Source organism: Cytobacillus praedii, from assembly GCF_001439605.1.
GTDB lineage: Bacteria > Bacillota > Bacilli > Bacillales > Cytobacillaceae > Cytobacillus > Cytobacillus praedii.
On the sequence record NZ_LMBX01000016.1, the window covers coordinates 38,796 to 59,029 of the forward strand.

General features: G+C 38.1%; 25 protein-coding genes and 1 other RNA gene. 22 read left to right on the forward strand and 4 right to left on the reverse strand.

What is annotated here, in order from left to right:
• The first annotated feature begins 121 nt into the window (after window positions 1–121).
• Window positions 122–1,006: a patatin-like phospholipase family protein gene (locus ASU02_RS16615; RefSeq protein WP_057765628.1), complete on the forward strand. Its 885-nt coding sequence runs from the start codon at window positions 122–124 to the stop codon at window positions 1,004–1,006.
• A gap of 26 nt (window positions 1,007–1,032) precedes the next feature.
• Here the strand turns inward: ASU02_RS16615 and ASU02_RS16620 are convergent, their stop codons facing one another.
• On the reverse strand, window positions 1,033–1,422 hold the full coding sequence (locus ASU02_RS16620; RefSeq protein ID WP_232426274.1) for an SA1362 family protein: 390 nt from the start codon (window positions 1,420–1,422) through the stop codon (window positions 1,033–1,035).
• 238 nt (window positions 1,423–1,660) lie between these two features.
• Between ASU02_RS16620 and ASU02_RS16625 the strand changes: the two genes are divergently transcribed.
• The 4 genes from ASU02_RS16625 (at window position 1,661) to efp (ending at window position 4,452) form a co-directional block, all read left to right on the forward strand.
• Window positions 1,661–2,182: a YqhR family membrane protein gene (locus ASU02_RS16625; protein ID WP_057765631.1), complete on the forward strand. Its 522-nt coding sequence runs from the start codon at window positions 1,661–1,663 to the stop codon at window positions 2,180–2,182.
• A 131-nt stretch (window positions 2,183–2,313) separates the two neighbouring features.
• On the forward strand, window positions 2,314–2,760 hold the full coding sequence (gene aroQ, locus ASU02_RS16630; RefSeq protein WP_057765633.1) for a type II 3-dehydroquinate dehydratase: 447 nt from the start codon (window positions 2,314–2,316) through the stop codon (window positions 2,758–2,760).
• A gap of 2 nt (window positions 2,761–2,762) precedes the next feature.
• Window positions 2,763–3,824 (forward strand): M24 family metallopeptidase, encoded by a 1,062-nt coding sequence (locus tag ASU02_RS16635; RefSeq protein WP_057765634.1) that lies wholly within the window; start codon window positions 2,763–2,765, stop codon window positions 3,822–3,824.
• 70 nt (window positions 3,825–3,894) lie between these two features.
• Complete coding sequence (gene efp / locus ASU02_RS16640) at window positions 3,895–4,452, forward strand: elongation factor P (protein WP_057765636.1); 558 nt, start codon at window positions 3,895–3,897, stop codon at window positions 4,450–4,452.
• A gap of 42 nt (window positions 4,453–4,494) precedes the next feature.
• Here the strand turns inward: efp and ASU02_RS16645 are convergent, their stop codons facing one another.
• Window positions 4,495–4,674, reverse strand: a complete 180-nt coding sequence (locus ASU02_RS16645) for a hypothetical protein (RefSeq protein ID WP_057765639.1) — start codon at window positions 4,672–4,674, stop codon at window positions 4,495–4,497.
• Window positions 4,675–4,821: 147 nt separating this feature from the next.
• On the opposite strand from ASU02_RS16645, the gene ssrS reads away from it, so the two are divergent.
• A non-coding RNA gene (gene ssrS, locus ASU02_RS25990) (6S RNA) lies at window positions 4,822–5,005 on the forward strand.
• A gap of 48 nt (window positions 5,006–5,053) precedes the next feature.
• Here ssrS and ASU02_RS16650 read toward each other — a convergent pair.
• The gene (locus ASU02_RS16650; RefSeq protein ID WP_057765641.1) at window positions 5,054–5,722 is read right to left on the reverse strand and encodes an SIMPL domain-containing protein; all 669 of its coding nucleotides are present in this window, start codon (window positions 5,720–5,722) and stop codon (window positions 5,054–5,056) included.
• Window positions 5,723–6,178: 456 nt separating this feature from the next.
• On the opposite strand from ASU02_RS16650, the gene spoIIIAA reads away from it, so the two are divergent.
• The 8 genes from spoIIIAA (at window position 6,179) to ASU02_RS16690 (ending at window position 11,579) form a co-directional block, all read left to right on the forward strand.
• Window positions 6,179–7,102 (forward strand): stage III sporulation protein AA, encoded by a 924-nt coding sequence (gene spoIIIAA, locus ASU02_RS16655; protein ID WP_057765643.1) that lies wholly within the window; start codon window positions 6,179–6,181, stop codon window positions 7,100–7,102.
• 1 nt (window position 7,103) lies between these two features.
• Window positions 7,104–7,619, forward strand: a complete 516-nt coding sequence (spoIIIAB, locus tag ASU02_RS16660) for a stage III sporulation protein SpoIIIAB (RefSeq protein ID WP_057765645.1) — start codon at window positions 7,104–7,106, stop codon at window positions 7,617–7,619.
• A gap of 155 nt (window positions 7,620–7,774) precedes the next feature.
• Window positions 7,775–7,981 carry a stage III sporulation protein AC gene (gene spoIIIAC / locus ASU02_RS16665; RefSeq protein ID WP_009794945.1) on the forward strand — a complete coding sequence of 69 codons (207 nt, stop codon included), beginning with the start codon at window positions 7,775–7,777 and terminating at the stop codon, window positions 7,979–7,981.
• A gap of 14 nt (window positions 7,982–7,995) precedes the next feature.
• Entirely contained in the window at window positions 7,996–8,385 is a 390-nt protein-coding gene (gene spoIIIAD, locus ASU02_RS16670; protein ID WP_180968317.1) for a stage III sporulation protein AD, read from the forward strand.
• Between the two features lie 124 nt (window positions 8,386–8,509).
• Window positions 8,510–9,706, forward strand: coding sequence for a stage III sporulation protein AE (spoIIIAE, locus tag ASU02_RS16675; protein WP_232426275.1), 1,197 nt, complete (start codon window positions 8,510–8,512; stop codon window positions 9,704–9,706).
• Between the two features lie 12 nt (window positions 9,707–9,718).
• Window positions 9,719–10,360: a stage III sporulation protein AF gene (spoIIIAF, locus tag ASU02_RS16680; protein ID WP_057765652.1), complete on the forward strand. Its 642-nt coding sequence runs from the start codon at window positions 9,719–9,721 to the stop codon at window positions 10,358–10,360.
• Entirely contained in the window at window positions 10,353–11,027 is a 675-nt protein-coding gene (gene spoIIIAG, locus ASU02_RS16685) for a stage III sporulation protein AG (RefSeq protein WP_057765653.1), read from the forward strand. The genes spoIIIAF and spoIIIAG overlap by 8 nt, the downstream gene beginning before the upstream one ends.
• A 3-nt stretch (window positions 11,028–11,030) precedes the next feature.
• The gene (locus ASU02_RS16690; protein ID WP_057765655.1) at window positions 11,031–11,579 is read left to right on the forward strand and encodes a SpoIIIAH-like family protein; all 549 of its coding nucleotides are present in this window, start codon (window positions 11,031–11,033) and stop codon (window positions 11,577–11,579) included.
• A 209-nt stretch (window positions 11,580–11,788) separates the two neighbouring features.
• On the opposite strand, the gene ASU02_RS16695 is transcribed toward ASU02_RS16690, so the two are convergent.
• Window positions 11,789–13,270 (reverse strand): methyl-accepting chemotaxis protein, encoded by a 1,482-nt coding sequence (locus tag ASU02_RS16695; protein WP_057765657.1) that lies wholly within the window; start codon window positions 13,268–13,270, stop codon window positions 11,789–11,791.
• A 301-nt stretch (window positions 13,271–13,571) separates the two neighbouring features.
• Here ASU02_RS16695 and accB point away from each other — a divergent pair, with 301 nt between their 5' ends.
• The 8 genes from accB (at window position 13,572) to ASU02_RS16735 (ending at window position 20,149) form a co-directional block, all read left to right on the forward strand.
• Entirely contained in the window at window positions 13,572–14,060 is a 489-nt protein-coding gene (accB, locus tag ASU02_RS16700; RefSeq protein ID WP_057765660.1) for an acetyl-CoA carboxylase biotin carboxyl carrier protein, read from the forward strand.
• A 14-nt stretch (window positions 14,061–14,074) separates the two neighbouring features.
• Window positions 14,075–15,433 (forward strand): acetyl-CoA carboxylase biotin carboxylase subunit, encoded by a 1,359-nt coding sequence (gene accC, locus ASU02_RS16705; RefSeq protein ID WP_057765661.1) that lies wholly within the window; start codon window positions 14,075–14,077, stop codon window positions 15,431–15,433.
• A gap of 14 nt (window positions 15,434–15,447) precedes the next feature.
• Window positions 15,448–15,852, forward strand: coding sequence for an Asp23/Gls24 family envelope stress response protein (locus tag ASU02_RS16710; RefSeq protein WP_408607283.1), 405 nt, complete (start codon window positions 15,448–15,450; stop codon window positions 15,850–15,852).
• Between the two features lie 254 nt (window positions 15,853–16,106).
• Window positions 16,107–16,496, forward strand: a complete 390-nt coding sequence (gene nusB / locus ASU02_RS16715; RefSeq protein WP_057765666.1) for a transcription antitermination factor NusB — start codon at window positions 16,107–16,109, stop codon at window positions 16,494–16,496.
• A gap of 48 nt (window positions 16,497–16,544) precedes the next feature.
• On the forward strand, window positions 16,545–17,411 hold the full coding sequence (gene folD, locus ASU02_RS16720; RefSeq protein ID WP_057765668.1) for a bifunctional methylenetetrahydrofolate dehydrogenase/methenyltetrahydrofolate cyclohydrolase FolD: 867 nt from the start codon (window positions 16,545–16,547) through the stop codon (window positions 17,409–17,411).
• 262 nt (window positions 17,412–17,673) lie between these two features.
• Window positions 17,674–19,014, forward strand: coding sequence for an exodeoxyribonuclease VII large subunit (xseA, locus tag ASU02_RS16725; RefSeq protein ID WP_057765670.1), 1,341 nt, complete (start codon window positions 17,674–17,676; stop codon window positions 19,012–19,014).
• Between the two features lie 5 nt (window positions 19,015–19,019).
• Complete coding sequence (locus ASU02_RS16730; protein WP_057765672.1) at window positions 19,020–19,253, forward strand: exodeoxyribonuclease VII small subunit; 234 nt, start codon at window positions 19,020–19,022, stop codon at window positions 19,251–19,253.
• Window positions 19,254–19,255: 2 nt separating this feature from the next.
• Window positions 19,256–20,149, forward strand: a complete 894-nt coding sequence (locus ASU02_RS16735) for a polyprenyl synthetase family protein (RefSeq protein ID WP_057765674.1) — start codon at window positions 19,256–19,258, stop codon at window positions 20,147–20,149.
• The last annotated feature ends 85 nt before the right edge of the window (window positions 20,150–20,234 follow it).

Consider the following 20,234-nt stretch of genomic DNA (forward strand, 5'->3'; position numbering starts at 1 on the left):
GGAGCTATTGTCCATCTTCTTTTTTTGTGCTTTTAAATAAAAACATCATGTCCACCGTACTATTTTCGAGTGTCACTGATTAAAAATGTATCAAGTGAGTTCATCGACGGGAGTGGCTTGCATGTATATAGACGGTGTTTTTTCCGGAGGGGGAATTAAAGGGCTTGCATTAATAGGCGCCTATGCAGAAGTTGAGAAAAGAGGCTTTCGTTTCCAAAGAGTAGCTGGGACAAGTGCAGGGTCAATTGTCGCTGCATTAATTGCAGCTAAGTATACAAGTGAAGAAATATATCAGCTAATGGATGAACTTGATTTGGAGACATTTCTGGATTCAAGAAAAACTTATATCCCATTTGCAGTGACGAAATGGATATTCCTTTATTGGCGGCTTGGATTGTATAAGGGAGATGAACTGGAAAAATGGGTGGAAGAAAAGCTTGCTGTAAGAGGGTTAAGAAAGTTTTCTGATCTTCCTCAGCAGGCACTGAGAGTGATTGCTTCTGACTTAACAAATGGGCGTCTTGTTGTATTGCCGGATGATTTAATTCAATATGGCATTGATCCTGGTTCATTTTCAATCGCAAAAGCGATCCGTATGAGCTGCAGTCTTCCGTATTTTTTTGAACCTGTAAAGCTCCATACAAGGGGAGAGACAAGTATTATTGTCGATGGGGGAGTACTGAGCAATTTCCCAATGTGGTTATTTGATAGGGATAATGTGAAAAAAACACGTCCTGTGCTAGGGATACAGCTAAGTCATAATGCCGTTGACCGACCGAAAAATAAAATCAAAAATGCGATCCAAATGTACGAAGCGTTATTTGAAACAATGAAGGATGCGCATGATTCGAGATATATTTCCAGAAAGCATGCGAAAAATATTATCTTTATTCCAACCGAGGGGGCATTAACAACTGAATTTCAATTAACACAGGAGAAAAAACAAGCACTTGTCCAGTTAGGAGAGAAATGTGCAAATCAGTTCTTTTCACAATGGACGTATTAGATTATAAATAAAAAAGGTCGAGCTTATTATAAGGAAGCCCGATCTTTCTTTTTGCCTTTTTTTCCTTGGATCACGGTTAAATGTGTGGATGCCTTTTTTTTCGACTTTTTAAGAGATGAAAGGGAATTCCCAGAACTAGCCTTACGGGGATGTCCTTTCCCTGAGTGATTCGTCTGAAAACGTTTTTTTGATTTTTTTGCTGCTCGTATAAAGGCTTGCTGTTCACGTTTTCTAGGGCTAGCTTTATAAAAACGCTGAAAAATATAGTAAATTACAGCACCAACTAATAAAATGACAGCAATCCTTAGCAAAAAACCGGCAGGATTTGAGAACAAATTAGCAGTCATTCCTACGACAGCAAGTATGATAAGGCCGAGGACTATGAATACTGAAATCCGATTTTTCAAGAAAGCCACCTCCCTATGAGCATGATGAGCATATTTTCTATCTTTTAAACTTGATCTACTTAGAAATTATTTGATATTTGTGTTATTAACTTATTTTTAAAGCTGCCTGTATCTATCTTTATTCTACAGAGAATATGGAAAAACCTCTAGCAGGGAGGCTTAAATTCCTCTTAGGGCAGTTCAACTTATTTTTTTCATGCAAGGGAATAAACCCTAAAGGACATAATAAGAAATGGAGGTGGTAAAAATGGCAGAAGAAAAGCAGCTGGAACAAAATCAACGGGAAAAACCAATGTCCTTTATTACCTTGGTTATTGTAACCGGATTAATTGGTGGTATATTGTGGAGTGGTCTTGGCTATTTAGCCTATGTATTTAATTTAACTAGTATAAGACCAAATGTTATTCTGGAGCCATGGACAATTGGGGACTGGAAAGAAGGCTGGCTTGGAACGGTTATTAGTATTGTAATGATAGGTGGAATATCCATTATTCCAGCTTTTATCTATTATATCTTCTTACGCAGGTTTCCAAGTATCTGGTTAGGTGCAGGGTATGGCATCGGTTTATTTATCGTTGTTTTTTTTATACTCAATCCAATCTTTCCAGGAATTAACCCTTTTAATGAACTTGAGAGGAATACCATTTTTACTTCAGTATGTTTTTATATTTTATATGGTGTATTTGTAGGATATTCCATTTCATATGAAGAGAGTGAAATCAAATATAAAGAAAGAATGGAAAAGGAGACACAGGAGGATTATAAATAAAACAATCAAAAGAACAGATAAATCCGTTGTTAGTCTCTTTCCTATTAAAGAGGTGTTCTTAAAGTAGTGGAAAAGAAATCATTTATGATAAAATATTCTTGTAAATCAATCTTTTCCACGGGAGTGCGTAAATGGACAAAATATTATTATTGAATGGTCCCAATCTTAACCTATTGGGGAAACGTGAGCCTGATGTATATGGTTCTACGACGTTAAAGCAGCTGGAAGAGAAAATTGTGTCTCTAGGGGAATCAAATGACGCAGAAATTGTCTGTTTTCAATCCAATCATGAAGGCGAGATCATTGATAAGCTTCAAGAAGCAAATGAGATCGGTGTGACTGGAATTATTTTTAACCCAGGTGCCTTTACACATTATAGCTATGCAATAAGAGATGCAATTGCTGGGATACAGGTTCCTGTTATTGAGGTACATATTTCAAACGTCCATTCCCGTGAGGCCTTCCGTCATACCTCGGTCATTGCTCCAGTATCGGTAGGACAAATTGTAGGCTTAGGCATGTTTGGATATGAATTGGCCTTTCAAGCTTTAATAAAAAGAAAAAAGGGGAGAGAATAAAAATGGAAAAATTACAAAGATTACGCTCAAGTTTTGAAAAACTAGGGATAGACGGAATGCTTATTACAAGTACATTTAACCGCCGTTATATGTCAAACTTTACTGGTTCTGCGGGAGTAGTGCTTATCAGTGTGGATCAAGCTCAGTTTATTACAGATTTTCGCTATATTGAACAAGCTACTGCACAATGTGAAGGGTATGAAATTGTTAAACATGCGGGATCTATTCCAGATGAAGTAGCAGCGCAAGTGAAGAAATTAGGAATAAAAAAGCTTGGTTTTGAACAAGATTACTTAACTTTCTCTGCTTTTAAAACATATGAAAAGGCCGTACAGTCAGAATTAGTCCCTGTTTCTGGAGAAATTGAAAAATTACGCTTGATTAAGACGGATTCAGAGATTAAGATATTAAAGGTGGCGGCGGACATTGCTGATGCTGCCTTTAAACATATGGTTGAATATATCCGCCCAGGATTAACAGAGATGGAAGTTTCCAATGAATTAGAGTTCTTTATGAGAAAAGCTGGTGCTACCTCATCGTCTTTTGACACAATTGTCGCTTCAGGCTATCGTGGTGCCCTTCCTCACGGTGTGGCAAGTGATAAGATAATAGAAAAAGGGGAAATGATTACTCTTGACTATGGTGCATATTATAAAGGATATGTCTCAGATATCACACGAACACTAGCAGTCGGTGAACCTGATGAAAAGCTTAAGGAAATATATGACATTGTATTACAAGCACAAATGCGCGGAATGGATGGCATAAAGCCAGGAATGAGCGGAAAAGAAGCAGATGCTTTAACACGTGATTATATTACCGAAAAGGGGTACGGAGAATATTTCGGACATTCCACAGGCCATGGAATAGGCTTGGAAGTTCATGAAGGACCATCTCTAGCTTCAAAATCAGAAATTATTCTGGAACCTGGCATGGTCGTAACGGTAGAGCCTGGCATCTACATACCAGGACTTGGCGGTGTCCGTATTGAAGATGATACTTTAATTACGAGTGATCATAATGAAACGCTGACACATTCAACAAAAGATCTAATTATTCTTTAATAACAGTCGTTTGAAAGCTAGTAAATTTTATTAGCAGCAACGCTGAAGCTAGACTATTAGGAGGATTTACATGATTTCAGTAAATGATTTTCGTACAGGTTTAACAATTGAAGTAGATAACGGGATTTGGCGTGTAATGGATTTCCAACATGTTAAGCCGGGAAAAGGAGCGGCATTTGTCCGTTCAAAATTGCGCAATTTGCGTAACGGTGCCATTCAGGAAAAGACATTCCGTGCGGGTGAAAAAGTTGCAAAAGCACAAATTGACAATCGCAGAATGCAATATCTATATGCAAACGGAGATCAGCATGTTTTCATGGATAACGAATCATATGAACAAATTGAACTCCCAGCAGCATCTATTGAATATGAACTAAAGTTTCTAAAAGAAAATATGGAAGTTCAAATCATGCTGTATCAAACTGAAACACTTGGGGTTGAACTCCCAAATACGGTTGAATTAGAAGTAACTGAAACAGAGCCTGGTATTAAAGGGGATACGGCTTCAGGCGGAACTAAACCAGCAACACTTGAAACAGGCTTAATTGTTCAAGTACCTTTCTTTATTAACCAAGGTGATAAATTAATTATTAATACAACAGAAGCTTCATACGTTTCACGTGCATAATTGGAAGAATGAAAATCCCGAAAGGTACACCTTTCGGGATTTTCATTCTTCTTTTTTCATTGCCGACCGACCCTCTGCGCCTGGGGACATATCTGTATCACTTCGATTATTATAGGCAGGATCAGAGGTTGCTTCGGTTCTATTATCCCTTGTTCCGCCAAGATATCTGTATTTTAAATCTCTTTGGTTTTTTAAGAATTCTTCGCGATTTTCGTTTGTCATAAATACTTTCCCTTCATTTTTTTATTTAAGCTATATCTAGTATTGTTATCTACTTCTAATGGATTATGAAAATAAAAGCAGGATTTCCCCTTCCGTTTATTTCCACTTGTACAGTTAGCTAATATAAGATAAGATAAGATAAGAATACAAAAGCTGCATTGTTCGCTTGTATATGAAGTTTCAACCTTTATTTAGAATTAGGGAGTTCAATATCATTGCTGGAACATCATGCCTCCATTTGATGAGGACGAATGAGAAAGCAATTGCGGACACCCACCTGTTGGAGCAGGTATGAAACTCCATATAAATCGGCGGCAAAGGCGGCTATACATAACAAATGAGAAAAGCAATAACCAAATGGGTTATTGCTTTTTTTATTTCAAGAATATATATATTCAGCAGAGATAGTACTTTTAAATTCTATTGTCCCTGGCTGAATTGGAGTAGCAGCCTCGCTTTTTGCAAAGGCGGTTGCCTGAAAGGGAATAGGGGCACCTTGCTGGTGTGTATTTTCTATCACTTGTATGGGTGTTTTTATTAATTTAACACCTAAAGTCCCCGCAATTGCTTCTGCTTTCTGAAGGGAATTTACAACCGCTAATGATAGCGCCTGTTGGACAAACTGGTCAGCATCCCTTGCAGTAAATTGAATTCCAGAGACGATGTTTGCGCCATTGCTGACAGATGTATCAATGACTATCCCGGTATTTTCTATATGTTCAATGGTAACAAGAAGAAGATGTTGAACTTTATACCCTCTAAAAATTTGTTCTCCATCCTTATAATCATATTGCGGAAAGATAGAATAGTCGACAGTTTGAATCTGTTGCTCCGGCACTCCAAGCTTCTTTAATGCCTCCTTAATCCTCGCAATGATTATTGAATTATTATTCTGAGCCTGTGTTACATCCATAGCTTCAGTAGATGCTCCTAATGTTACCTTAGCCATATTTGGCTGAACGGTAACTATACCTTCTCCAGTAACACGTACCACATTCATCCTTTTATTAGGCACGTAATTATTTCTATATGTCGGATAGTAGTACATACTCTCCTGCACTTCCTTTCAAAAAACAAGATTTATTAATATGTACGATAAAAGGAAAGGCAACATTCGAATAAAAGAATAGAATTTAGCGGAAACAGAAGAAATCAAGTCATATTGTTTTAAAGCAGGCATACATTTTAAGTAGTGCTAGTCCAAGTAGAAAAGCGAAAGCGCCTTGCACAGGGGCGACAAGCATAAGACGATCCGACGGGAAGGTTGTTCTTTAACCTTCTTGTCGGGGTGGCTTATGACCTCGAGCCCCTAGGCGCTGCAGCTAGACAAAGAAAAGCGAAAGCGCCTTGATCACCCCCGACAAGCATAAGAAAAGCCAGCGAGAAGGTTGTATTGTAACCTTCTTGATGGATTGGCTTATGACCTCGAGGGGGTAGGCGCTGTAGCTTTAGATATTGCACAGGTTTACATGAAAACCAGACTATGATTAGGAGGATCAGTGCATTGGAAACGATTCTAGCCTTTTTGCCGAAAACGATAGCCGATCAATTGCAGCATTTTCCCCCTCCTCAACTGCTGGAGCTAGAAGAGATACGTATCCGAATTCATCGGCCGGTTGAATTAACAGTGAAAGGAATTCCAACATTTTTACCCTATATCGTAAAGCCAGATGATGCGGTTCATTTACTTAATAAAATTAGCCACTTTTCCCTGTATACCCTTGAGGAAGAATTGCGGAGGGGTTATATCACAATTGAAGGCGGACATCGTGTGGGATTGGCAGGCAAGGTTATTCTTGAAGCTGGAATGGTAAAAGCGATAAGAGATATCTCATCCTTTAATATCCGAATTGCCAAAGAACAAATTGGAATTGCCAATCGGCTGGTACCCCAATTATTTAATGGGAGCTGGCTTCATACGATGATTATCGGTCCACCTCAAACAGGTAAAACGACGCTTTTGCGTGATATTGCCAGAATTATATCTAGCGGGGACAAAAATGGACTTTTCCATTCATATAAGGTAGGGATCGTTGATGAACGATCAGAAATTGCAGGAAGTGTAAAGGGGATCCCCCAAATGACATTTGGCCCTCGAATCGATGTCCTTGATGCTTGTCCGAAAGTAGAGGGGATGATGATGATGATTCGTTCGATGAGTCCAGATGTACTGATCGTAGATGAAATCGGCAGGAAAGAAGACGCAGATGCCATTATGGAAGCGGTAAACGCCGGAATCAAATTGATGATGACAACACATGGCACCTCATTAGAAGAGATTAGAAAACGGCCCACCATCAGACCGATTCTAGATATGGGGATTTTTCAGCGCTTTATTGAATTGAACAGGAGAAGCGGGCCTGGAAGCATAGCAAGCATAAAAGATGGGGCTGGCAGAGAACTCCTGAGTGAAGCGAGAGTGATGTAAGATGGTGAAAATCTTTGGGGCTATTATCATCATTATTGCTACTACTTGGGCTGGATTTGAGGCTGCCAGACATTTAAATGAGCGGCCGCGTCAGCTTCGGCAATTGAAATCAGCTCTCCAGTCTTTAGAGGCGGAAATTATGTATGGCCACACACCGCTGCACGAAGCTGCAAGAAGGCTTGCTGCTCAGTTATCAAAACCGCTGTCAACATTCTTTGAATCCTTTGCGAAAAAACTGACCTATTCAGAAACGACGGTGAAAGACGCATGGGAACAAAGTTTAAAGGAAATATGGAAAATGACTGCTTTGAAGCAGGGGGAATTTGAAATCATGAAACAATTCGGGGAAACATTAGGCAGGCATGATCGAACTTCGCAGCAAAAGCAAATTATGCTTACCTTGGCCCATTTAGAACGTGAAGAGGCAGATGCTTATGATAAGCAGACAAAGTACGAAAAAATGGTTAAAAGTTTAGGTTTCTTATCAGGACTATTACTAATTATCTTATTAATGTAGTGAACAAGGTATCTGCTAATTTTGGTTTGACAAGCAGCCCCTCAAGGTAATAAGCCAATCCTCCAAAAAAGGCATAGAACACCTTTTCTGAGGCTTGTCCTATGCTAGTCGGGGCTTAGCAAAGTGCCAGTGCATTCGGTATAGGAGGAGAGTTTATGGGCTTAGAGGTTGATATTATTTTTAAAATTGCCGGTGTGGGGATTGTTGTTGCTTTTTTACATACAATCCTTGATCAAGTAGGGAAGAAAGAGTATGCCCAATGGGTGACCTTGTTTGGCTTTATCTACATTTTATTTATGGTTGCTTCCATTGTTGATGACCTGTTTCAAAAAATTAAGTCGGTCTTTCTATTCCAAGGCTAAAGGAGGGCTTCACCATTGAAATTCTCCAAATAGTTGGTGTGGCACTTGTTGCTACATTTCTCGCGTTGATTGTAAAAGAACAAAAGCCAAATTTCGCCTTTTTGCTGATCGTATTTGTTGGCTGTACAATTTTCCTTTTTTTGGTTGATCAAATTTATGCGATTATCCACATGATTGAACAAATAGCAGTAAATGCAAAAATCAATATGATGTATATTGAAACGATTTTAAAAGTAATTGGGATAGCCTATATTGCTGAATTTGCTGCCCAAATTACTAAAGATGCTGGGCAAGGAGCGATTGCTTCCAAGATCGAGTTAGCCGGAAAAATCTTAATCCTTGCAATGGCCATTCCTATTTTGACGGTTATGATTGAAACAATCATCCAAATGATTCCTGGCTAAACCGAATCTAACTTATTAGAACTCACCTCACGATGCTGCATAGATCTCCTATCATTCCAATTTTATTGAATCCAGAATTCTTAAAAACAGCCTTTTATAATGAGGTGTAACCATGAGGCATTTGATGCTGAAAGTGATGTTTCTTAATCTTTTCCTATTTTTATTACTAATTCCAAGTGTACAAGCCTCTCAAAATTCTAATGATGTAAATGAAGACATCGAGAGAATAAGCCCGCAGGCCATTGTTGACTCACAGCTTGATTCACTGAATATCGAAGAATTAAAAGGGTTTTGGGAAAAAATCAGCAAAGAATATGGCGGTTTTTTGCCAGAGAGTCAAAAAGGAAGCTTATATGATTTTTTAAAAGGAGAAAAAAGCTTTTCTTTTCAGGAATGGGTTTCGGGTTTTATAAAATTCCTTTTCCACGAGTTTATTGTGAATGGGAAGCTGCTTGGTTCGTTAATCCTTCTGACTGTATTTAGCATGTTCCTGCAATCGCTGCAAAACTCCTTTGAGAAAAGCACAGTCAGTAAGGCTGCATATGCCATTGTTTTCATGGTATTAATCATTATAGCATTAAATAGTTTCCATGTTGCTATTAGCTATACACAGGAAGCCATAGATACGATGATTTCTTTTATCATGGCGCTAATTCCATTGCTATTAGCCTTAATTGCTTCTTCCGGAGGAATTGTATCAGCGGCATTCTTTCATCCGGTCATTCTCTTCTTAATGAATATGAGCGGATTATTTATCCAATATGTCGTCCTTCCATTATTATTTTTGTCTGCATTACTCAGTATTGTCAGTACATTATCCGAGAATTACAAAGTAACACAGCTGGCTAATTTGCTGAAAAATTGGAGTATAGGTCTTCTCGGAACATTCCTAACTGTCTTTCTTGGAGTAATATCTGTTCAGGGAGCATCTGCCGCTGTAACAGATGGGATTACGCTGCGAACGGCAAAATTCATTACGGGAAACTTTATCCCTGTTATTGGACGAATGTTTACAGATGCAACAGATACAGTAATCAGTGCCTCTGTATTATTAAAAAACACAGTAGGTATTGCAGGTGTTGTGATATTAATCATCATTGCAGCGTTTCCAGCAATCAAAATCCTGATGATTGCTTTTATATATAAATTTGCAGCAGCGATTTTGCAGCCCTTAGGCGGAGGGCCGATCATTACCTGCTTGGACATCATCAGCAAGAGCATCATTTATGTATTTGCTGCTCTCGCCATCGTATCACTTATGTTTTTCCTAAGCATAACAGTTATTATTGCAGCCGGAAACTTGACAATGATGGTCAGGTAGGAGGTGGGCTAAATGGATTTTATTAAAGAATGGATAACAAATATTATCTTATTTGTACTCTTGGCAACTGTCATTGATATGCTCCTTCCAAATTCAAATTTACAAAAATATATCAAAATGGTTACAGGCCTTCTCTTAATTGCGATTATTTTAACGCCAATTTTGAAATTAGTCTCCAATGATTTTGAAGAAGTCCTTGCGTCAATCCCTGCTTTGGAAGCATCAGGTGGAAAAAACTTAGAAAATTCAATTGAAATGCAGAAAAAAGAAATACAAGCCTTCCAACATGCATATATTTTAGAAGAAATGGATGTCCAATTAAAAAAGGATGTGGAAGAGGAGTTGATGGAACAGTACGGATTAGAAATTGTGAATGTAGATTTTTTAGTAGACGAATATGATCAGCGTGCTTTTCCAGAGAAATTGCATGAAAACTTGCAAAAGGTTGTAGTCTATCTTAAACACATGGATGAAGTAACCGATGCTGTTGAAGTGGTAAAGAAAGTAGAAATTAATACTGAAGAAACTCTTCCTTCAAATCAGGCAAATGATGAAACAGAAAAAGTTGCTTCACTTATCGCACAAAAATTAGGTGTGGATGAAAACATAATTGAAATATCGGTAGAAGGGGGGAAGATGAATAAGAATGGATAAGGAAAAAGGACCTTTAACCTTTTTAAAGAAGCTATTTTCAAAGGATGACCAGTCGGATAAAAAACCTGGAAAATATCAATATTTGCTCCTTGTTCTTCTATTCGGAGCAGCCATCATGCTAGCCAGTAATTTCTTGTTTAAAGATAAAACGGCAAATACTAGCTTGCCAGTTTTTAATAGTCAAGAAGGAGCTAAGAATGAGGAGGATGTTGCTGCCTTTGGCAAGGAGCAGCAGGGAGGCAATAATGTCATAGCTGATTACGAGAGGGCATATGAAACGCAAATAAAAGAAATTCTTGATGACATTGTTGGAGTTGAAGATGCTACAGTCCTTGTGAACGTAGATGCAACAGAACAAAAGGTGTTAGAGAAAAATACAACAAGTAAGACACAGACCACAGATGAAACAGACCGTGAAGGCGGTAAGCGGAAGGTTGAGGACCAATCGAAGGAAGAACAGCTGGTGATTATTAGAGAGGGAGAAAAAGAGGTTCCGATTGTTCTAGAAACGAAGAAGCCAAAAATCAGAGGGGTAGCCATCGTGGCAAAAGGAGCAGAAAACATTCAAGTGAAAAGCTGGATCATTGAAGCGGTATCAAGGGGTCTTGATGTACCTTCTCATAGAATATCAGTCATGCCGAAAAAAACGAAAGCTAAGGGGGAATAATAAATGTTATTGAAAAAACAAACAGTCTGGTTATTAACAATGTTGAGCTTGGTCGTCGTCTTATCTGTGTACTATATTACTTCGCCTGAACAAAGAATGAATGATTTGGCAGATACGGAAGAAAAGGCAGAACAAAAAAATGAAGAAGCAGTAAACACGGAATCAGCTGATAGCGATAATGAAGTGATAACCAATGCTGCTGGTGATGAAAAGTTTGAGGCATTGAGACTTGAATTAAATGATGAGCGCAGCAGAGCAAAAGAAGAATTAGCAGCGGTAATGGGTACGACTGATCTTCCAGCAGAAGAGATTAGTGGAGCAAAGGACCAAATTGATAAGCTAGACGAATTAGCTGAAAAGGAATATATTCTTGAAACGCTTATTAAAGCAATGAATTATGAAGATGTCCTAGTACGTGCAGATGAGAAAAACGTTCAAGTGACTGTAAAGGCAGAGAAGCTTTCCCGTACAGAAGCAAATGAAATTATACGCCAAGTAAAAAGTGAAATCGGTGATCTGCAATTAGTTACTGTAGAATTCCAACCTGAGTAATTCCAAAAGCGGAAGCGCCTTGATCACCCCCGGCAAGCGAAAGACGAGCCAGCGAGAAAGACCTTCTTAATTGATTTGGCGAAGACTGTCGTGGACGACAAAAACGCGAAGTCTTCTTACAAGCTTCACATTTAGTTGTGCGATGCAAATGCTGCCGAAGCGTTTCTTGTGAAGCTAGACATAAAACAATAGCGAGGGAAGATCCCTCGCTATTTCTTTTGTAACTCGATTAATTGTTCCATTGAATCATGGGCATTGGATACCGAAATAAACAATTGTTCATGATGCTTTGTTTGAATTCCAACTGCAGAAGAGATCTCTTGTAGGGAAGCGCTGGCTTGCTCAATAACTAAGCTAAATTCACTAATTGATTGACCAATCAAGTTTGATGAATGATAGATTTGTTTTGTAAGGGTATCATATGCGGTAATATCATCTTTAAGATTAAAAAAGGTTTGCTGAATCTTATGAAAGACTTCCTGTGTTTCATTGGCAAGAGAAAGATTATTGATTAGTTTCTCTCCTGTAGAGTAAATTGTTGTTCTGGTGCGCTCTGTATCTATCATGACATTTTGTAAGTTTTCAGTGATTTGGTCAGCAGTTTTTCTAGAAATATCTGCAAGCTTTCGTACTTCCTCAGCTACAACAGCAAATCCTTTTCCGCTGTCACCTGCTCGGGCTGCCTCAATGGAAGCATTTAAAGCAAGAAGGTTTGTTTGGGCTGCAATATCCTTGATTGCAGATGCAAAATGGGAAGTTTCTTTTACAAGGCTAACTAATGAGGATATATGTGTATTTACTACATCCATTTCAGCTAAGGAATTGGATATATCCCCCCGGAGAGCTGTTATTAGCAAATCCCCTTCATTTGTTATTTGTCCAGCGTTGACGGCATCCATTTGCAGCTTTTCAACTAGATGTGCAGTATTTTCAGTAAGTTCGTTTGCTTCGTTAAGTGAGTGAATAACATCAATAATCGTATCTGATTGTGTTTGAATGCCTGCGGTAATTTCTGTAATCGTGTCACTCATTTCATTCACAGAATGGTAATTATTTTTGCTAAGACGTTTAACATCCTCTATTAAATTAGAAATGCTAGTCGTACTTTCTGCAACAATTCCCTTCATATCAATGTTATTCTCCAATAATAAATGTGTTTCTTTTTGGGCAAAAACAATATTCTCCGATAATTTTTTTGCTAGTGTAAGTTGAAAAGAAAGCAGAATAGTTAGGAGCATAAAAAGCAAATAGACCGTAACATAATTTTTTGCTTCTAATTGCAGCTGATTATGGTGAATTAATGTAAATACAGTTATAACAGCTAATCCGATCGCTGAAGCTAGCCATAGTAATCGGTGCTCCATATAAATTGCTGCTAATGCAAGTATGAAAAAGATTAGAAAATAAGCAGTTGGAGAAACACTATTCTCCATAATGATAAACATAACACCTGCTACTAGAAAAATGGACAAATAGGGAATTATCTTAATTGCCTTCTTTAAATAATGCATGATAGCGACGATGCCAACCCCGATTCCGCCAGCAAAAATAATCGATAGAATAACGGCTATATCTTTTTTCATGACAATATCAACAAAGGCAGCAAGGATGACACAGCTAAAGGCTGCCTTCACAACTAGGGAGTTTTTCCTCAGTAAGTCTTCCATTTTTATTTCTTCAATCGTCTTCATTTCTTAATCTTCCTCTCACTTCTAGTCCATTTGGATGATTATTTCGCTATATTTCTTCAAATTTCCTCTATAAATAGTCACAAAGTTTTCAAAAACAGGGAAATGCATCTTTAAAGTGAAGGTTTCAAATGATAAGGTGGAAACAAGGAAAATGAAAATATTATGCACAGTTGATAATCCCATATTGAATTTTAATAAGATCTTATCGTATGATATTAGTAGCTAGTCATAATTTTTTCATCGTGTTATTTCCTAATGTTTTTTATAGGAGTAAACGAATTGATAATGAGGGGTGCCAAAAATGTTAAAAGTTCAGGAAATTCGTGAACTGATTAAACTAGTTGATCAGTCGAATATTGATGAGTTTGTATATGAGCATGATGGATCGAAAATTAAGATGAAGAAGAAAACAGCAGAAGCTGTTGTTGTTCAGCCGGCTAAAACGGTTATTGAAGAAGTTCAAGCACCTAAAGCAGCTGTACAAGCTCCGGTTAAACAAGAACCAGTTGTAGAACCAGCTGTTACTGAGTCAGTTAAAGAAACTGAAAATCTACATAAAATTGTTTCGCCGATGGTAGGAACGTTCTATCAATCATCTTCACCAGATGCTGAAAGCTATGTAAAAACAGGATCGAAGGTATCAAAAGATTCAATCGTTTGTATCGTAGAAGCAATGAAGCTGTTTAATGAAATTGAAGCTGAGATTAATGGAGAAATTGTTGAAATATTAGTTAGTGATGGACAATTAGTTGAATACGGTCAGCCATTATTTTTAGTAAAGCCTGAGTAAGGAGCGGTAACAGGATGATAAAAAAACTGTTAATTGCAAATAGAGGAGAAATTGCTGTTCGTATTATTCGCGCTTGCCGCGAAATGGGAATTGAATCTGTTGCAGTACATTCTGAAGCTGACAAGGAATCGCTACATGTTCAGCTTGCAGATGAAGCCTATTGTATTGGTCCGACAGCATCAAAGGATAGTTATTTAAATTTCACGAATATCATTAGCGTCGCTAAGCTGACGGGTTGTGATGCGATTCATCCGGGATATGGATTTTTAGCAGAGAATGCCGATTTTGCAGACCTTTGCCGAGAATGTAATATCATTTTTGTCGGTCCTACACCAGAGGCAATTACGAAGATGGGAACGAAGGATATCGCAAGAGAGACAATGAAGGAAGCTGGCGTTCCTATTGTACCTGGCTCAAATGGGATTATTAAAGATGCAGAAGAAGCTATTGAACTGGCTAATAAAATTGAATATCCAGTAATTATTAAAGCAACAGCTGGCGGCGGAGGAAAAGGAATTCGTGTCGCACGTAATGAAGCTGAACTTATAAAAGGAATTACGATAACCCAGCAGGAAGCTTTAACGGCATTTGGAAACCCTGGTGTATATATTGAAAAATATATTGAGGATTTCCGCCATGTTGAAATCCAAGTGCTTGCAGATTCATTCGGAAATGTTGTTCATCTGGGGGAAAGAGACTGCTCTATACAAAGACGTTTGCAGAAACTTCTTGAAGAAACTCCTTCTCCTGCGTTGGATGAAGAAACACGAAACAAGATGGGTAATGCAGCTGTAAAGGCAGCTCAAGCCGTTGATTATACAGGTGCAGGCACGATAGAATTTATTTATGACTACCATGAACGCAAATTCTATTTCATGGAAATGAATACACGTATTCAAGTTGAACATCCTGTAACGGAAATGGTAACAGGTGTGGATTTAATTAAAGAGCAGATTAAAGTAGCATCAGGTGAGAAACTGAAATTCAGCCAGCAGGATGTAACTTTTAGCGGTTGGTCGATTGAATGCCGAATCAATGCCGAAAATCCAGAGAAGAACTTTATGCCGTCTGCAGGGAAAATAACTATGTATCTTCCTCCTGGAGGTTATGGTGTTCGGGTAGATTCTGCTGCGTACCCAGGATATGTGATTCCGCCTTATTACGACTCCATGATTGCAAAGGTAATCACATATGGCCATACGAGAGAAGAAGCTATTGCTCGGATGAAAAGAGCATTAAGTGAATTTGTTATAGAGGGTGTCCATACGACGATTCCGTTCCACTTAAAGCTTTTAAGCCATGAACAATTTGTCGATGGACAATTTAATACAAAGTTTTTAGAGATTTACAATGTAATGGATAAAAAAGATTAAATGGGGGTGCAATGATGAGCGAGAATATTTTAGAGATGAATAAAGAAAACGCTGGCCTTGGGAAAGTTGAAATTGCTCCTGAAGTAATAGAAGTGATAGCTGGCATCGCCGCTTCAGAGGTTGAAGGAGTTGCCCAAATGCGAGGGAACTTCGCTTCAGGCGTTGTTGAACGTTTAGGTAAGAAAAACCACGGAAAAGGCGTTAAGGTTGAATTATCTGAAGAGGGAATTAAAGTAGATGTTTATTGTTCAATGACATTTGGCATATCCATCCCAAATGTAGCACAAAAAATTCAAGATAATATTCGCCAAGCACTTTTGAATATGACAGCCCTAGAAGCACAAGAAGTAAATATTCATGTAGTTGGTATTACATTTGAAAATCAAAAGCATGAAGTGGAAGTAGATCAGGAAATGTAATACGATAAGGCCAAAGACGTTTATATTGTCTTTGGCTTTTTTACGTTACAAAAAAACTCTTTTCTTTTGATTTATGAGGTTTAATTACTAAATATTTATTGATAAAGTAAGAATGACGGTTTATAACCGTTTTTACATGGGAAATTATGATGGTATAAGAAGATGCGTATTCGATATACTTATGCTATGATTACTAGTGTATTTTTTGAACGATTATAGCAGAAATTTTCCCTGTAAAAGGAGTTATGGAATAGATGAAAAGAAGAACAGCCAGAGAAAAGGCATTACAAGCATTATTTCAAATCGATATGAGCCAGGTAGAACCAGATACAGCCATTGAACATGTACTTGAAGATGCGCCTAATGATAAGTATTTAAGCAAATTAGTTTATGGTGTATTAGAGAATAAAGACCATATCGATGAATCAATTAAGAAGCACCTTTCGAATTGGACACTGGAAAGATTGGCAACCGTAGATCGTAATCTATTAAGATTATCCGTTTATGAGCTGCAGTTTGGCAGTGAAGAAGTTCCTCCAAATGTTGCGATTGATGAAGCTATTGAAATTGCAAAGATGTATGGGGACGATCAATCAAGTAAATTTATAAACGGAGTTCTTTCGAAGATTAAACAGCAACTATGATTAGTTCAGCCAGTGGTTTACTCACTTTACATTAGGAGGAAGCTAAAAATGGGGAAAAGTTTAATTGATGGAAAAGAAATTGCTAGAGAAAAGAAAGCCTTAATTTCTGAAGAGGTTGAGAAATTAAAAAAGGACGGCATCGTTCCTGGTCTTGCTGTTATCTTAGTAGGAAATGATCCAGCCTCTAAAACTTATGTATCCAATAAAGAGAGAACATGCCGCGAGCTTGGCATGCATTCTATCTTAATTGAACTTCCTGAAACAGTAAGTGAACAAGCCTTATTAAATCAAGTTGCTGAATTAAATGAAGATTCGAGTATTCATGGCATCCTAGTGCAAATGCCACTGCCCGACCATATTAATGAAACAAAGGTTATTGAAACAATTTCACCGGAAAAAGATGTCGATGGATTTCATCCTGTAAATGTAGGCCGGATGATGACAGGTCAAGATTCCTTCTTGCCATGCACACCATATGGGGTTATGGAAATGCTAGATTACATAGGTGCAGATATTGCTGGAAAACATGTAGTTGTTGTTGGACGCAGCAATATTGTCGGAAAACCTGCTGGACAGCTCTTTCTAAATAAAAATGCCACTGTTACTTATTGTCATTCCAAAACAACTGATTTGAAAGCTTTCACAAGGCAGGCTGACATTCTCGTTGCCGCTGTTGGCAAGGTTAATTTAATTACGAAGGAACATGTGAAAGAAGGAGCAATTGTTATTGATGTAGGTATGAACCGAAATAGTGAAGGCAAACTCTGTGGTGATGTGGACTTTAGCCATGTAAAGGAAGTTGCAAGTTATATCACGCCAGTTCCTGGGGGAGTTGGCCCAATGACCATAACCATGCTCATGTTTAATACATTAAAAGCTGCAAAAGCAATTCGAGATAAAACAGCTGCAGTGTAAAAATTATATAGAAATAATCACTCTGCCTTTTCATTAGACAACTTTCCAATCCGTTTATATGTGACGGCTGGAAAAACGAAATCTAAAATGAAAGGGCAGTTTTATTGTCGTATTTGTTTAAGAAGAGAAAGTATATAATTTTGACTTTAAGAAATGTCTAGCTGCAGCGCCTATTGCCTATCAAACTTCGGGTCTCCTCCAGTTTGTACGGCGATGATCAAGGCGCTTACGCTTTTCTAATTTTAAGGAGACTGACTATTTTATGAATGATAAGCGCTATTTAACAGTCAATGCTCTAACTAAATACATAAAAAGAAAATTTGATGCAGACCCGCATTTACAAGATGTTATGGTAAAGGGAGAAATATCGAATTTTAAACAGCATTCGAGCGGACATATGTATTTTACATTAAAGGATGAAAAAGCCCGCATCCTTGCTGTTATGTTTTCTAGATATAACCAGACAATGAAGTTTTCTCCTGAAAACGGGATGAGGGTCCTCATTAGAGGCGATCTTACTGTTTATGAACCGAGCGGTCAGTATCAAATTTACATAAAGGAAATGCAGCCAGATGGAATCGGCGATTTATATTTAGCATTTGAACAGCTTAAGGAAAAATTGGAAAAAGAGGGCTTGTTTTCAACGGAATATAAAAAGCCAATCCCAAAGTTTCCGACAACAGTTGGAGTTATCACTTCACCAACCGGAGCTGCCATTCGGGATATTATCACAACGATTAAAAGGCGATATCCTGTAGCAAATATTCTTATTTTCCCTGCCCTTGTTCAAGGGGGACAAGCTGCACCCTCTATTGTGAAAGCCATACAAATGGCAAATAGCCGTGATGAGGCTGATGTCTTGATTATTGGACGCGGTGGCGGATCGATAGAAGAACTATGGGCCTTTAACGAAGAATCAGTGGCAAAGTCTATTTTTCATTCACGCATTCCTATTATCTCTGCTGTTGGTCATGAAACAGATTTTACTATCGCTGACTTTGTAGCTGATTTAAGAGCCCCTACACCGACTGGAGCAGCAGAATTGGCTGTGCCACATATTGATGATTTAGCCGAACGGATTTTTAGTAGACAGTCTCGGATGATTAGAGCACTAAAAGAGCAATTGACTTTACAAAATGAGAGACTAACAAGAATTCAAAAATCTTATGCATTCCGCTATCCTCATAAATTATACGAACAAAAGCTGGAACAGGTCGATAAATGGACGGAGCAGCTCCAAAGAGGATCAAAAAAGCTTTTTGATTTGAAAGCTGAAGAGTGGATAAGCCTGCAAAAACGATTAAAGCGAAGCCATCCAAATGAAAGAATTGAAGAAGCCAAGCGGCAGCAGGAAAAAGTGCAAAAAAAATTAAATCGGGCCATCGCAGCAATATTTGCAGCGAAGGAGAAAGATTTTTCCCATATGCTAACAACATTAGAAGCGTTAAGCCCGTTGAAAATTATGGATAGAGGATATAGCCTTGTATATTCTGATGAAGGAAAGTTGATTAAAACAGTAAACCAGGTCAAGCGGGATGAGCAAATTAAGGTAAAGGTGCCGGATGGTGCCATTCATTGTGTAGTAACTGATATTGAGGAGTGAGAAGAATGTCTGCAGAACAAAAACTTACTTTTGAAGAAGCGATGGAACATTTAGAAGAAATTGTTGAAAAGCTGGAGGAAGGAGATGTCCCTTTAGAAGAGGCAATTAATATTTACAAAAAAGGAATGGAATTATCAAAGCTATGCCACGATAAATTAAAAAATGTGGAGTCTCAGCTAACAGAAATTTTGACAGAGGATGGACGGAAAGAAAATTTCGTCATAACTGAGGAGGAGTAAACTTGTCACAAGAAACGTTTTCAGCATTTGCAAGCAAACACAAACAGTTACTTGAAAAGGAATTAAGAGATCGCGTGAATCAATTAACTGCTCCTTCGGTTATCAAAGAATCGATGCTTTATTCTTTGGAGGCAGGCGGTAAGCGCATTAGACCATTACTGCTATTCGCGACCTTATCCGCTTTTGGGGAGAACACAAGAAAAGGGCTGCAAACTGCGGCAGCGATTGAAATGATCCATACGTATTCACTTATTCATGATGATCTGCCAAGTATGGATAATGATGATTTAAGAAGAGGCAAGCCGACGAATCATAAAGTATTCGGAGATGCATTTGCTATCCTGGCAGGTGATGCTCTTTTAACATACAGTTTTCAGCTGCTCGCGGAAACTCCAGATGATCTTGCTGATGCCTCGACAAAGCTTGCTTTAATTAAGGAGCTATCAAAAGCATCTGGTGCAGAAGGAATGGTAGGCGGGCAGGTAGCAGATATAAGCGGTGAAGAAAAAGATTTATCATTAAGTGACTTAGAGTATATTCACATTCATAAGACTGGCAAACTCCTTGAGTGCAGTGTGGTTTCAGGAGCTATTTTAGCTGGAGCAACTGAAGAGCAAATTAAAATCCTTGCAAAATTTGCTTATCATCTTGGACTTGCGTTTCAAATTCGAGATGATATTCTTGATTTGGAAGGAATCGAAGAGAAAATTGGCAAACGAGTAGGCAGTGATGAAATCAATCATAAAGTGACCTATCCATCCCTATTAACTTTAGAAGGGGCAAAGGAAGCTCTGCATCAACATATTGAATTAGCTAAACATCAGTTAAATGCAGCAGGATTAAATGTCGAATTGCTTGAAGCGATTACAAATTTGATTGAGACAAGAGATCACTAATAAATAACTGAACTATTTCCACAAGAAAGAGCAATCGTGCTTTTTCTTGTGGATTTATTTCATACTGTTATAATAACACTATAAA

Bases quoted from the DNA above. Each gene is read 5' to 3' on its own strand.
- aroQ (WP_057765633.1), top strand. From the start codon at position 2,314: ATGGACAAAATATTATTATTGAATGGTCCCAATCTTAACCTATTGGGG.
- ASU02_RS16730 (WP_057765672.1), top strand. From the start codon at position 19,020: ATGTCTGCAGAACAAAAACTTACTTTTGAAGAAGCGATGGAACATTTA.
- spoIIIAE (WP_232426275.1), top strand. From the start codon at position 8,510: ATGCTGAAAGTGATGTTTCTTAATCTTTTCCTATTTTTATTACTAATT.
- spoIIIAG (WP_057765653.1), top strand. From the start codon at position 10,353: ATGGATAAGGAAAAAGGACCTTTAACCTTTTTAAAGAAGCTATTTTCA.
- ASU02_RS16615 (WP_057765628.1), top strand. From the start codon at position 122: ATGTATATAGACGGTGTTTTTTCCGGAGGGGGAATTAAAGGGCTTGCA.
- folD (WP_057765668.1), top strand. From the start codon at position 16,545: ATGGGGAAAAGTTTAATTGATGGAAAAGAAATTGCTAGAGAAAAGAAA.
- spoIIIAB (WP_057765645.1), top strand. From the start codon at position 7,104: ATGGTGAAAATCTTTGGGGCTATTATCATCATTATTGCTACTACTTGG.
- ASU02_RS16645 (WP_057765639.1), bottom strand. From the start codon at position 4,674: ATGACAAACGAAAATCGCGAAGAATTCTTAAAAAACCAAAGAGATTTA.
- ASU02_RS16625 (WP_057765631.1), top strand. From the start codon at position 1,661: ATGGCAGAAGAAAAGCAGCTGGAACAAAATCAACGGGAAAAACCAATG.
- ASU02_RS16710 (WP_408607283.1), top strand. From the start codon at position 15,448: ATGAGCGAGAATATTTTAGAGATGAATAAAGAAAACGCTGGCCTTGGG.
- accC (WP_057765661.1), top strand. From the start codon at position 14,075: ATGATAAAAAAACTGTTAATTGCAAATAGAGGAGAAATTGCTGTTCGT.
- ASU02_RS16690 (WP_057765655.1), top strand. From the start codon at position 11,031: ATGTTATTGAAAAAACAAACAGTCTGGTTATTAACAATGTTGAGCTTG.
- spoIIIAC (WP_009794945.1), top strand. From the start codon at position 7,775: ATGGGCTTAGAGGTTGATATTATTTTTAAAATTGCCGGTGTGGGGATT.
- efp (WP_057765636.1), top strand. From the start codon at position 3,895: ATGATTTCAGTAAATGATTTTCGTACAGGTTTAACAATTGAAGTAGAT.
- nusB (WP_057765666.1), top strand. From the start codon at position 16,107: ATGAAAAGAAGAACAGCCAGAGAAAAGGCATTACAAGCATTATTTCAA.
- ASU02_RS16695 (WP_057765657.1), bottom strand. From the start codon at position 13,270: ATGAAGACGATTGAAGAAATAAAAATGGAAGACTTACTGAGGAAAAAC.
- accB (WP_057765660.1), top strand. From the start codon at position 13,572: ATGTTAAAAGTTCAGGAAATTCGTGAACTGATTAAACTAGTTGATCAG.
- ASU02_RS16650 (WP_057765641.1), bottom strand. From the start codon at position 5,722: ATGTACTACTATCCGACATATAGAAATAATTACGTGCCTAATAAAAGG.
- xseA (WP_057765670.1), top strand. From the start codon at position 17,674: ATGAATGATAAGCGCTATTTAACAGTCAATGCTCTAACTAAATACATA.
- spoIIIAF (WP_057765652.1), top strand. From the start codon at position 9,719: ATGGATTTTATTAAAGAATGGATAACAAATATTATCTTATTTGTACTC.
- ASU02_RS16635 (WP_057765634.1), top strand. From the start codon at position 2,763: ATGGAAAAATTACAAAGATTACGCTCAAGTTTTGAAAAACTAGGGATA.